Below are 11,495 nucleotides of genomic sequence, written 5' to 3' on the forward strand. Positions count from 1 at the left end.
AAGGGGGGCCCACGTTCGCGTCAATATCTGGTTTGCGCCCATGATCAACCGGGGTACACGCCGGCATGACCGACACCAAGGGCGCTGTAGCGAATGCTGCCGACAATCAGTGGTTCGAACGTGCGGCGCGGACAGGCTTCATCGCCAGCGGCGTCCTGCACCTGCTGCTCGCCTGGATCGTGCTCCGGCTTGCCTTCGGTAGCGGAGGCAACGCGGACCAATCCGGCGCCCTGGCCGCTCTCGGCAGCCAGACCGGCGGCGCGATCATGCTGTGGCTCGCGGCCATCGGTCTCGCGGCACTCGGCCTGTGGCACATCGCGGAAGCAGTCGCCGAGGAGGAAGTCAAGGACAAGGTGAAGGCCGTCGCCGTCGGCGTGGTGAACATCGCGCTCGCCGTGTCCGCCGCGCGATTCGCCTCCGGCAGTGGCCAGTCCAGCGGTCAGCAGAACGCGGGCATGAGTGCCCAGCTCATGCAATCCGGCTGGGGCAAGGCGCTTCTCATCATCGTCGCGCTCGTCCTGATCGGCGTCGGCGGCTACCACGTCTACAAGGGCGCGACCAAGCGCTTCGAGAAGGACTTGACCCGCTCACGGGGATCGATCGTCACGCCGGCCGGCATCATCGGCTACGTCGCCAAGGGCCTCGTCCTTGCAGGCGCAGGCATCCTGGTCATCATCGCGACCGTGACGTCCGACCCCGCCAAGGCCTCGGGCATCGATGCCGCCGTCAAGGCCCTCGGCAACGCGCCGTTTGGCCGGATCCTCCTCGTCCTCGCCGCTCTGGGCATCGCGGCCTACGGCGTCTTCAGCCTGATCCGCAGCCGCTACGCGGACATGTCCTAGTCCCGGCCGCAGTCGAGCGCGACGCGTATCGCCCCGGTGGCGTCGACGGTCGCCTCGTGCGTGCACACGCCGAGTCCGGTTCCCGTGACCTCGCGTCCGGTCTCGAGGTCGTAGTTCAGCCCGTGCAGGGGGCACACGACGACCTGGTCGTCGATCAACCCGTCGGCGAGCGGACCGCCGCGGTGCGGACACACCGCGCTCAAGGCGCGCACCGAGCCGTCGCGCATGCGGTACACCGCGATCTGCTCGCCGTCGATCGCGAACGTCCGGCCCTCCCCGACGGGGATCTCGTCGACGTGGCCCACCGAGACTCGCGTAGTCATCGGACCGGGACCTGGGGCAGCGGCAGCAACGGCAACGACGTCCTGAACTGGCCCTCGGTAGCGGGCTCCCTGCCGTCGAGCCACGGATCGCGGTAGGCCGCAACGGACTTCGCCATGTTGGCGTCGAGCTGCTCGGCCAGCCCATCGGCGTCGTCGACCACGATCTCCCGCAGCCGTTCGATGCCGATGCGGGGGACGAAGGCGTACGTCCGCTCGAGCCAGTTGGCGTTCTCCCGGTAGTACTGCAGGAACCGGCCGGTCAGCGTCATCACCTCCTCGGGTGAGTCCACGGTGGCCAGCAGGTCGCCCTTGCGGATGTGGGCGCCGGCCGCCCCGCCGACGTACATCTCCCAGCGTCCGCCGACCCCCCCTTCTATGGCGACTATCCCTACGTCCTTGCACAGCGCCTCGGCACAGTTGCGCGGACACCCGGTCACGGCCAGCTTCATCTTCGCGGGACTGGCCAGACCCTGGTAGCGCTCCTCGATCGCGATGCCCAGCGCCGTCGAGTCGCCGACGCCGAATCGGCAGAAGTCGCTTCCGACACAGGTCTTCACGGTCCGGAAGCTCTTGCCGTAGGCGTATCCCGACGGCATGTCGAGATCCGCCCACACCGATGGCAGGTCCTCCTTGCGGACCCCCAGCAGGTCGATGCGCTGACCGCCGGTCAGCTTGATCATGGGGATCTCGTACTTGTCGGCGACGTCGGCGATCCTGCGCAGCTGCCTGGAGTCGGTGACCCCGCCCTTCATCTGCGGCACCACCGAGAAGGTGCCGTCGCGCTGGATGTTGCCGTGCACGCGGTCGTTGATGAACCGGGCGTCGCGTTCGTCGACGAACTCGTCGGCCCACATCATGTCGAGCAGCGAGGCCAGCGCCATCTTGGAACTGGCGTCGGGCTTGCCGTCGGGAGCCAGTGCGGCGAAGACCGATGACACCGAGTGCAGTTGGAGTTCCCGGACGTGCTTCATCAGGGTCGGCTTGTCGTACGGGATCGCCGGCACGTACCACGACGCAGACGGATCCTCGGTGACTGCGCCATCGGCGGCCCACTCGACGACCTGGCCGACCAGCTCCTTGCAGGACCCGCAGCCCTTGCCCGCCTTGGTCTTCGCCATCACGCCGCTCACCGACGTCACACCGCCGCGCACGCAGCCGACGAGGTCGCCCTTGGAGACGCCGTTGCAGTTGCACACCTGGGCGTCGTCGGCGAGTTCGGCCACGCCCACTCCGACGTCGGGGGTGCCGATGTCGAACATCAGCGATACCCGCTCGTCGGGGAGTGGCAGGCCGCTGTCGAACGCCTGGGTCAGGAACGACACCTTGCTGACGTCGCCGACGAGCGTGGCGCCCACCAGCTTCCCGTCGCGGATCACGATGGTCTTGTACACGCCGTGCCTGGGCTCGGAGTACTGCACGAACTCGTCGTCCTCGCGTTCCGGCGCCTTGATCCCCATCGACGCGACGTCGACGCCGGCCACCTTCAGCTTCGTGGCGACGCGGGAGCCGTGATAGGTGGCGGCCGGATCGCTGCCGGTGAGGTGGTCGGCGAGCACCTTGGCCTGCTCCCACAGCGGAGCGACCAGGCCGTAGACCTGGCCGCGGTGCTGGGCGCACTCGCCGACGACGTAGACGTCGTCGTCGTCGACCGACCGCATGTGATCGTCGGTGACGATGGCCCGCTCGACGGTCAGCCCGGCCCGTTGCGCCAGCCCGACGTTGGGTCGGATGCCCGCGGCGATGACGAGCATGTCGCAGTCCAGGCGCGTCCCGTCGGCGAACGCGATGCCCGTGAGGCGGCCGTCGTCGACGAACACCTCGGTGGTGCGCATGTTGGTGTGCACCCCAATGCCGAGGCTTTCCACCGACTTTCGCAGGATCGCGCCCGCGAGGTCGTCGAGCTGGGCGTTCATCAGCACCGGCCCGGCGTGCACCACGTCGACGGTCAGCCCCCGGTTCTGCAGGCCCCGTGCGGCCTCCAATCCGAGCAGGCCGCCTCCGATCACGACGGCCTTGGTCCGCATGCCTGCCTCGGCGATCATCGCGGAGGTGTCGTCGAGGGTCCGGAACCCGTACACGCCATCGGCGAGGTTCTTGTCGTCGGCCCACAGCCCCTTCATCGGGGGGAAGAACGATCGGCTGCCGGTGGCCAGGATGAGCTTGTCGTACCGCATGCTGGTGCCGTCGTCGGCGTGCACGAGGTGGGCGAAGGTGTCGACGCGCACCACGCGAACCCCGGCTCGCAGGTCGATCCGGTTGTCGGAGTACCAGTCCAGCGCGTTGAGGTAGATCTCGGCGGGATCGTCGCTGCCGGCAAGGACGTTCGACAGCAGGATGCGGTTGTAGTTGCCGTAGGGCTCGTCGCCGAACACGGTGATGTCGAACATCTCACCGCCACCCCTGGCGAGCACTTCTTCGATGGCGCGGATGCCTGCCATGCCGTTGCCGACCACGACGAGCCTGCGCATCAGACCTCCACCAGCCCCAGGTCGACGACAACGGTGCCCGCGCAGCCGACGGGCGCGGCGATGGCCAACTCGAGCACCGTGTCGCCGAGCAGGTCCTCGACCACCCGCAGCGCGACGTGCGTCGCACCCTTGGCCGCGATGGGGAAGTAGCGCATCGGTGCCCCGTCGCGGAGCAGGACGACGCTGACCATCTCGTCGCATGAGTTGCCGCCGCGGAAGTAGACGGGTTGGGACACGGCTCCCGCGGGCACCACGTAGCGCAGCGTCCCGTCGATCGGAACCGGTTCGTCGAGGCCCTTGCCCTCGAATTCGAAGGCGCCCTGCAGGAATCGTGGGGTGCTTCCGTCTGTCATGTTCTACCAATAGGCGGCCATTGTTTCGTGTTCGTTTCCTGCGCGATGCGCCCATGAATACCGTTGCGCACCTCGGCCACGAGCCGACGTGTGAGCCAGTCTTGACATGACGGTCACGGAGGCGCAACGGATACGGCATGGCCTGGCCATAGAACTATCGCCATGACGACGCTCTTCCGCAGCCGCGACACCGAACGCCCGCGGCGCAGCCGTGACATCGAACACTGGGACGCCGAGGACGTCGAGGCGTGGAACGGTGGCAACGACAGGATCGCCAAGCGCAACCTGATCTGGTCGATCGTCGCCGAGCACGTCGGGTTCTCGATCTGGTCGATCTGGTCGGTGATGGTGCTGTTCATGCCGCAGGACGTCTACGGCATCGACGCGGCCGGCAAGTTCTACCTCGTCGCGGTGCCGACCCTCGTCGGCGCGTTCATGCGCATTCCCTACACGGTGGCGCCCGCCAAGTTCGGCGGCAGGAACTGGACGATCGTCAGCGCGCTGCTGCTGCTGATTCCCACGCTGCTCACGCTGTGGGCGATGCAGAACCCCGGCACCTCGTACACGACGTTCATGGTGGTGGCGGCCTTCGCCGGCTTCGGCGGTGGCAACTTCGCCTCGTCGATGACCAACATCAACGCCTTCTACCCGCAGCGGCTCAAGGGCTGGGCGCTCGGCCTGAACGCCGGTGGCGGAAACATCGGCGTCCCGGTCATCCAGCTGATCGGCCTGCTGGTGATCGCCACGGTGGGGAACACCGCGCCCGAGCTGGTGTGCGCCATCTACCTCGTCCTGATCGCGCTGGCGGCATTGGGCTCGGCGTTCTTCATGGACAACCTGCGCAACCAGAGGTCCAATCTCGGAGCACTCGCAGAAGCGCTGCGCTACAAGCACTCCTGGGTGATGAGCTTCCTGTACATCGGCACGTTCGGGTCGTTCATCGGCTTCTCGTTCGCGTTCGGGCAGGTGCTGCAGATCAACTACCTGGCAGGCGGCGACACTCCCGCGCAGGCAGCGCTGCACGCCGCGCAGATCTCTTTCCTCGGGCCGCTGCTCGGTTCCATCTCGCGTCCGTTCGGCGGCAAGCTGGCCGACCGGATCGGCGGCGGCAAGATCACGCTGTACACGTTCGTGGCGATGATCTTCGCCGCGGGCATTCTGGTCGGCTCCGGAACCATGGACGACGGCGCCGCGGGTGCTCCGACCGGTGCCCAGATGACCGGGTACGTCGTGGGATTCATCATCCTGTTCGTGCTCTCGGGCCTGGGCAACGGCTCGACCTACAAGATGATCCCGTCGATCTTCGAGGCCAAGGCGCAGGACAAGGACGGCTGGAGCGCCGAGGAGAAGGCAGCGTGGTCGCGCCGCATGTCGGGCGCGCTGATCGGGTTCGCCGGAGCAGTCGGGGCACTGGGCGGCGTGTTCATCAACGTCTCGCTGCGAGTGTCCTACACCGGTGCTGACAAGTCGGCGACGAGCGCCTTCTGGGTCTTCCTCGGGTTCTACGTCGTCTGCGCCATCGTCACCTGGTTCGTCTTCCTGCGGATGAAGTCCGTGCAGGCCGTCACCGGCGAGAACGTCGGACGGGCGGCGGCACCGGTGGGGGCGGGGTGACCCAGACGACTCGGACCGCATGCTCGTACTGCGGGGTCGGCTGCGGGATCTCCGTAGAGACCCGCGCCGACCCCGCTACGGGCGCGCCGGTGATCGCACGGGTCTCCGGGGACCGGTTGCACCCCACCAACTTCGGTCGGTTGTGCACCAAGGGCGCCACCCACGCCGAGCTGATGCGGGCCGACGAGGGACGGCTGACCACCGCGCTGGTGCGGGATTCGCGCGATGACGAGCTGACCACGGTGGCTGTCGACGACGCGGTCGCCGAGGCCGGGCGCCGCTTGCGCGCCATCGTCGACGAACACGGTCCCGACGCCGTCGCTCTGTACGTGTCGGGTCAGATGTCTTTGGAGTCGCAGTATCTGGCGACCAAGCTCGCCAAGGGGTTCCTGCGCACCAAGTACATGGAGTCGAACTCCAGGCTGTGCATGGCCAGCGCCGGGACCGGCTACAAGCAGTCCCTGGGGTCGGACGGCCCGCCGGGGTCCTACGCCGACTTCGACGTCACGAACCTGTTCTTCGTCATCGGCTCGAACATGGCCGACTGCCACCCGATCCTGTACCTGCGGATGGCCGACCGGCTCAAGGCCGGCGCCAAGCTCATCGTGGTCGACCCGCGCCGCACCGCGACCGCCGACAAGGCGGACCTCTACCTGCCGATCAAGCCGGGCACCGACTTGGCGCTGCTCAACGGCATCCTGCATCTGCTCGTCGAGAACGGCGACGTCGACGCGGACTTCATCGCCGAGCACACCGAGGGCTGGGACGCGATGCCCGCGTTCCTCGCGGACTACCCGCCGGCCACCGTCGCGGAGATCACGGGTCTGGCCGAGGCGGACATTCGTACGGCCGCGGCGATGATCGCCGAGGCGGGGGACTGGATGACCTGCTGGGCGGTCGGGCTGAACCAGAGCACCCACGGCACCTGGAACACGAACGTGATCTGCAACCTGCACCTGGCCACCGGCGCCATCTGCAGGCCCGGAACCGGCCCCATGTCGCTGACCGGGCAGCCCAACGCCATGGGTGGGCGCGAAATGGGTTACATGGGCCCAGGTCTGCCCGGGCAGCGTGCGGTCACCTCGGCCGAGGACCGGGCGTTCGTGGAGGAGCAGTGGGGCCTGCCGCCCGACACGATCAGGACCGAGTTCGGGCCCGGCGCGGTCGACATGTTCGAACGGCTCGCCTCGGGCGAGATCAAGGCATGCTGGATCATCTGCACGAATCCAGTTGCCACGATGCCGAATCGGTCGACCACCATCGCAGGGCTGCAGAAGGCGGAGCTGGTGATCACCCAGGACGCCTACCGCGACACCGCCACCAACGCGTATGCCGACATCGTGCTGCCCGCGACGCTGTGGGCCGAGTCCGACGCGGTGATGGTCAACTCCGAACGCAACCTCACCCTGCTGTCGCAGTCCATCCCGGCGCCGGGGCAGACGATGCCCGACTGGGAGCTGATCTGCCGCGTCGCCGAGCACCTCGGGTTCGGCGACGACTTCGACTACAAGTCGAGCGAGGAGGTCTTCTCCGAGATCCGCCGGTTCACCAACCTCCGGACGGGCTGGGACCTGCGCGGCGCGAGCTACGAACGGCTGCGCGAGACGCCGCTGCAGTGGCCGGTGGCGCCGCAGTCGCCGGACCGCAACCCGATCCGCTACCTCAACGACGGGGCGAGCCAGGACGAGTTCGTCGACGCCGACGGGCACAGGCCGCGGCTGGCGTTCGCGACGCCGTCCCGTCGCGCGGTGTTCCTGCCGCGGCCGCACGTCGACGCAGCCGAACTGCCCGACGCCGAGTTCCCGATGGTGCTCAACACCGGCCGCCTGCAGCACCAGTGGCACACGATGACGAAGACCGGCAAGGTCGAGAAGCTCAACAAGCTCAACAGTGGCCCGTTCGTCGAGGTGCACCCCGAGGATGCCAGAGCGCTCGGCATCGTCGAGGGTGGCCGGGTCGAGCTGACGTCGCGGCGCGGCAGGGCCGTGCTGCCCGCGGTCGTCACCGACCGGGTGCGGCCGGGGGACTGCTTCGTGCCGTTCCACTGGAACGACGCGCACGGCGAGGACCTCACGATCAACGCCCTGACCAACGACGCCGTCGACCCCATGTCGCTGCAGCCGGAGTTCAAGGTGTGCGCGGTGCGGCTGGCGGCCGTCGCGTCGGACGGCGTGCCGGGGCTGCCTGCTTCCGCACCCGCTCTCGAGGATGCCGAGAAGCTTTATCTCGCTGGGTTCTTCCACGGTCTCGAGGAGACCGTCACCGGCGTTCCGGTACTGCCCGCGATGGCGCCCGTCCGCCCCACCGTGCGGCTGTGGGTCGACGGCCTGCTCGCCGGGCGGTACTCCAGAGCGGCGGACACCGCCGAGGTGGAGACCGACGGACCCCTGGTGCTGTGGGCGTCGCAGACCGGTAACGCCGAGGGGTTCGCTTCGACGGTGGCCGATCGGCTCGGTGGGTCGCGGTTGGTGGCGATGAACGACGCGACGGTGGCGGATCTGACCGAGCGCCGTGACGTGGTCATCGTGACGAGCACGTTCGGCGACGGGGGGCCGCCCGACAACGGCGCGCAGTTCTGGGACCGGCTCGAGGCGCCGGACGCTCCGGCGCTCGACGGGGTGCGGTTCGCGGTGCTGGGGATCGGGGACCGGTCCTACGACGACTTCTGCGGGTACGCCAAGGCTTTGGACCGCAGGCTGACCGACTTGGGTGCGACCAAGCTCGTGGATCGGGCGGAGTGCGAGGCCTATGACGACGAGCCCATGGCGGAGTGGACCGACCGCTTGGCCGACGTGCTGGGCGGCGACGGTGGAGTCGCGGTCGCACCGACGCGTCCGGCGCCCGTCGCCGAACCGTTCACCCGCAATCGGCCGCTGCGGGTGCCGCTGGCCCGCAACGTCCTGCTGACCCCTCGCACGGCGGCCAAGGAGGTCAGGCAGTTCGGCTTCGACCTGTCGGAGCACGACGTGACGTACTCGGTCGGTGACGCGCTCGGCGTCTTCGCGACCAATGCGCCCGCCGTCGTCGACGCGTGGCTGTCGGCCACGGGTCTGGCCGGCACCGAGACCGTGCATGTCGACGGGGCCGACGTCGACCTGCGTGCGGCGTTGACGGCGTCGTTCGACGTCAGCCGGGTGACGCCGAACCTGCTGTCGTTCGTCGCGCAGCGGTGCGGCGACAAGGCGGCCGCGAAGACGCTGGGGAAGTCCGGCGCTGCCCGTGATGCGTGGCTGACGGGCCGCAACGGACTCGACGTGGTGGAGGAGTTCGGCGTACGCGCCGAACCGGCCGAGTGGCTGGACGCCCTGGTGCGGCTCACGCCGCGGTCGTATTCGATCGCGTCGAGCCCACTGGTGAGTCCGCGCGAGGTGCAGCTGACCGTCTCGGTGGTGAGATATCGCAGTCCGCGGGGCGGCGAGCGCGGTGGTGTGTCGTCGACGTTCCTGGCCGACCGCGCGTCGCACGCCGAGATCTTCCTGCAGCCGTCGCCGCACTTCCGCCCGCCAGAGGATGGCGCGACGCCGATGATCATGGTCGGCCCGGGTACTGGCATCGCGCCGTTCCGCGGATTCCTGCAGGAGCGGCGCGCGCTGGGCCATGCAGGCCCCAACTGGTTGTTCTTCGGTGACCAGCACCGCGCCGAGAACTTCTACTATCGCGACGATCTCGAGGACATGGCGCGCGACGGCCTGTTGAACCGGCTCGATCTGGCGTTCTCCCGCGATCAGCCCCAGCGGGTGTACGTGCAACACAAGATGGCCGACTACGGCGCGGACGTGTGGCGCTGGCTCGAGGACGGCGCCCACTTCTACGTGTGCGGCGACGCGTCTCGGATGGCCAAGGACGTCGACGACACCCTTACCACCATCATCCGCCGCCACGGTGGCCTGTCCGAGGACGCGGCGCGCGACTACAAGCGCGAGCTGGTCGCGACGAAACGGTATGTGCGAGACGTGTATTGACGCCGTCAGTAGTGGCTGACGGGCGCGGTGTCGTTGCCCTGCTGCGCCCACGATTCGATCACCGGTAGCACGTCGGGGCACATCTTCTGCCCGGCGGCGTAGACGACGATCCCCGTCTCGTACGGCGCGTACCCCGAGCTGGCGACGTTGTTCAGCGCGGCGGGTACCGCTGCCCCCAAGCGCAACATGCGGCAGGTGTACTTGCCGAGGTCGATGACGTCGGTCATCGACTCGTAGTACACGCCCTCGTCGTCGAGCACCATCACGTACTCGATCGGGTCGGCTGCCGCAGGCGGTGCCAGCGTGACCGCGAGTGCCGCCGCCATCGCCGCCAAACAGCCGACCCTGGTTGCCATTCGATTCATTTCCCCACCCCCTGTGCGCGGTCCCCCGACCGCTATGTAGACGGTATCGCGGGAGTCCGACAAGTGCGCGGTGCTGCATCAGAACGGCGGTGGGTTGGCGTCGGCGCCGGCGCGGTTGATCGCGCGTTCCTGGGCGATGCGGGCGGCTTTGTCGGCGGCGCGGCTGCGTCGTCGTCGTGGCATGGCCCATGTCTTGGCGGGGGTGTCGGGTGGGGGTGCGCCGCGTGGTTGGTGCTCGCCGGTGGGGGTGGCCAGTTGGGGGAAGAACCACGCACCGAGTGGGGTGGTGGTGTAGCGGCGGCCGCTGGGTGAAGTGAATTCGATTGTGCCGTTCGGGTGTTGGACGTCGCGCCAGCCGCCGGGGCCGTCCCAGAACGTCTTGAGCAGGTGATGGTGGCGGCAGTATGCCTTGAGGTCGGAGGGGTGGGTGCGGCCGTGGGGCCAGGGCACGGTGTGGTCGTAGTCGCACTTCTGGGCGGGATGGCTGCAGCCGGGGAAGCGGCAGGTGAGGTCGCGGAACATCAGGAACGCGCTCAATCCGCGGGAGGGCCGGTAGCCGGGTTCGGGTGGGGCGTCGGGGCCGGGGATGGTCAGCGGCCGGGTCGTGGCGCGGCCGGTCCCGACGAGGTCGCGGACCGTGGCGGCGGGGACGGGGCCGTGGCCGGGCAGGTAGGCCGGGGCGTCGCCGGAGCCGTCGAGGGTGGCCTGTTCGGCGAGTACGTGCACGATGACCTGCGTCGGCGCGGGAGCCGGGGTTGGCCTGGGAGCGTCGGTCTCGCCCCCGGCGGGGCACTGGTCTTGCCCGCACCGGCAGTCCAGGGACTCCCGACGTTCGGACAGGGCCAGGAGGCCGTCGACGCGGCGTTGGGCCGCGGTGCGGGGGTCATCGCGGCACACCGTGGCGGCGATCGCGTCGAGACGCTCGTCCAACGCGGCCCCGTCGACGGCGCTCAGGCGGCCGTGGATCTCGCTGAGCCCGTGCTCACCGGGTGTGATCTCGACGTGGCGGTCGTCTCGACGGTCGCGGGCGACCCGCTTGGCCTCGGGGTCCAGTTGCACGACCAGCCAGTCCACGACCTCGGTGAGCTTCTCCCGCGATAGCGCGTTCCAGCGTGGTGCGGCCTCGGCCAGCCTGGCGTCCAGCTCGGCGAGGACCCCGGGGTCTTGGACCAGGGTGGTGCGGTTGTCGATGAGCGCGATCACCCTCGGATCCACCTCGCCGGCCAAGAACCGGTGGGCTAGGTGGGGTAGCCGTTGGACCAGGGTCAGTCCGCGGGACATGTCGGCTTCGGCGCGGAAGCGGCTCAGGCCCAGTTCGGCGCCGACTTCGGCGGCAGCAGCAGTGAAGTCCTCGACGCACCAGCGTTCGGTCTCCGAGCCGGGGCCGGCTTCATGGCGCGCGGCGAACACTCCGGCCGCGCACAGCCGGCGGGCGGCAGCGGCGCGTTCGACGTGCAGCGAGTCGCCCATCACCGCGAGCAGCGCCCCGTCGTCGAGGGCCTCGAATTCGTCGAACACGTATTCGATTCTTCTCGTTCCGGTCTTGGGTGACCAGGCCATCACCAACT

General features: G+C 68.8%; 8 protein-coding genes. 3 read left to right on the forward strand and 5 right to left on the reverse strand.

Annotated features, from left to right (window positions below; translation table 11 throughout):
* Positions 1–65 precede the first annotated feature (65 nt).
* Positions 66–842 (forward strand): DUF1206 domain-containing protein, encoded by a 777-nt coding sequence (locus tag G6N61_RS02400; protein WP_163916988.1) that lies wholly within the window; start codon positions 66–68, stop codon positions 840–842.
* On the opposite strand, the gene G6N61_RS02405 is transcribed toward G6N61_RS02400, so the two are convergent.
* Genes G6N61_RS02405 through G6N61_RS02415 form a run of 3 tightly spaced genes read right to left on the reverse strand, consistent with a single transcriptional unit; the run spans position 839 to position 3,986 of the window.
* Positions 839–1,165 carry a Rieske (2Fe-2S) protein gene (locus G6N61_RS02405; protein WP_163916990.1) on the reverse strand — a complete coding sequence of 109 codons (327 nt, stop codon included), beginning with the start codon at positions 1,163–1,165 and terminating at the stop codon, positions 839–841. The two genes, G6N61_RS02400 and G6N61_RS02405, sit on opposite strands and share 4 nt — an antisense overlap.
* The gene (gene nirB / locus G6N61_RS02410) at positions 1,162–3,633 is read right to left on the reverse strand and encodes a nitrite reductase large subunit NirB (RefSeq protein WP_179973553.1); all 2,472 of its coding nucleotides are present in this window, start codon (positions 3,631–3,633) and stop codon (positions 1,162–1,164) included. Before nirB ends, G6N61_RS02405 begins: the two co-directional genes overlap by 4 nt.
* Positions 3,633–3,986, reverse strand: a complete 354-nt coding sequence (locus tag G6N61_RS02415) for a molybdopterin oxidoreductase (RefSeq protein WP_163916991.1) — start codon at positions 3,984–3,986, stop codon at positions 3,633–3,635. Before G6N61_RS02415 ends, nirB begins: the two co-directional genes overlap by 1 nt.
* 162 nt (positions 3,987–4,148) lie before the next feature.
* Here G6N61_RS02415 and G6N61_RS02420 point away from each other — a divergent pair, with 162 nt between their 5' ends.
* Positions 4,149–5,600 carry a nitrate/nitrite transporter gene (locus tag G6N61_RS02420; protein WP_163916993.1) on the forward strand — a complete coding sequence of 484 codons (1,452 nt, stop codon included), beginning with the start codon at positions 4,149–4,151 and terminating at the stop codon, positions 5,598–5,600.
* A complete protein-coding gene (locus G6N61_RS02425; RefSeq protein ID WP_163916995.1) occupies positions 5,597–9,562 on the forward strand; it encodes a bifunctional nitrate reductase/sulfite reductase flavoprotein subunit alpha in 3,966 nt (1,321 codons plus the stop codon). Before G6N61_RS02420 ends, G6N61_RS02425 begins: the two co-directional genes overlap by 4 nt.
* Positions 9,563–9,567: 5 nt before the next feature.
* Here the strand turns inward: G6N61_RS02425 and G6N61_RS02430 are convergent, their stop codons facing one another.
* Both G6N61_RS02430 and G6N61_RS02435 read right to left on the reverse strand, forming a co-directional pair.
* Positions 9,568–9,927: a DUF732 domain-containing protein gene (locus G6N61_RS02430; RefSeq protein ID WP_163916997.1), complete on the reverse strand. Its 360-nt coding sequence runs from the start codon at positions 9,925–9,927 to the stop codon at positions 9,568–9,570.
* A 78-nt stretch (positions 9,928–10,005) separates the two neighbouring features.
* A complete protein-coding gene (locus G6N61_RS02435) occupies positions 10,006–11,445 on the reverse strand; it encodes an HNH endonuclease signature motif containing protein (protein WP_235887374.1) in 1,440 nt (479 codons plus the stop codon).
* Positions 11,446–11,495: the final 50 nt, after the last annotated feature.

It is taken from the genome of Mycolicibacterium arabiense, from assembly GCF_010731815.2.
GTDB lineage: Bacteria > Actinomycetota > Actinomycetes > Mycobacteriales > Mycobacteriaceae > Mycobacterium > Mycobacterium arabiense.

Bases quoted from the DNA above. Each gene is read 5' to 3' on its own strand.
- G6N61_RS02400 (WP_163916988.1), top strand. From the start codon at position 66: ATGACCGACACCAAGGGCGCTGTAGCGAATGCTGCCGACAATCAGTGG.
- G6N61_RS02415 (WP_163916991.1), bottom strand. From the start codon at position 3,986: ATGACAGACGGAAGCACCCCACGATTCCTGCAGGGCGCCTTCGAATTC.
- nirB (WP_179973553.1), bottom strand. From the start codon at position 3,633: ATGCGCAGGCTCGTCGTGGTCGGCAACGGCATGGCAGGCATCCGCGCC.
- G6N61_RS02430 (WP_163916997.1), bottom strand. From the start codon at position 9,927: ATGAATCGAATGGCAACCAGGGTCGGCTGTTTGGCGGCGATGGCGGCG.
- G6N61_RS02420 (WP_163916993.1), top strand. From the start codon at position 4,149: ATGACGACGCTCTTCCGCAGCCGCGACACCGAACGCCCGCGGCGCAGC.
- G6N61_RS02405 (WP_163916990.1), bottom strand. From the start codon at position 1,165: ATGACTACGCGAGTCTCGGTGGGCCACGTCGACGAGATCCCCGTCGGG.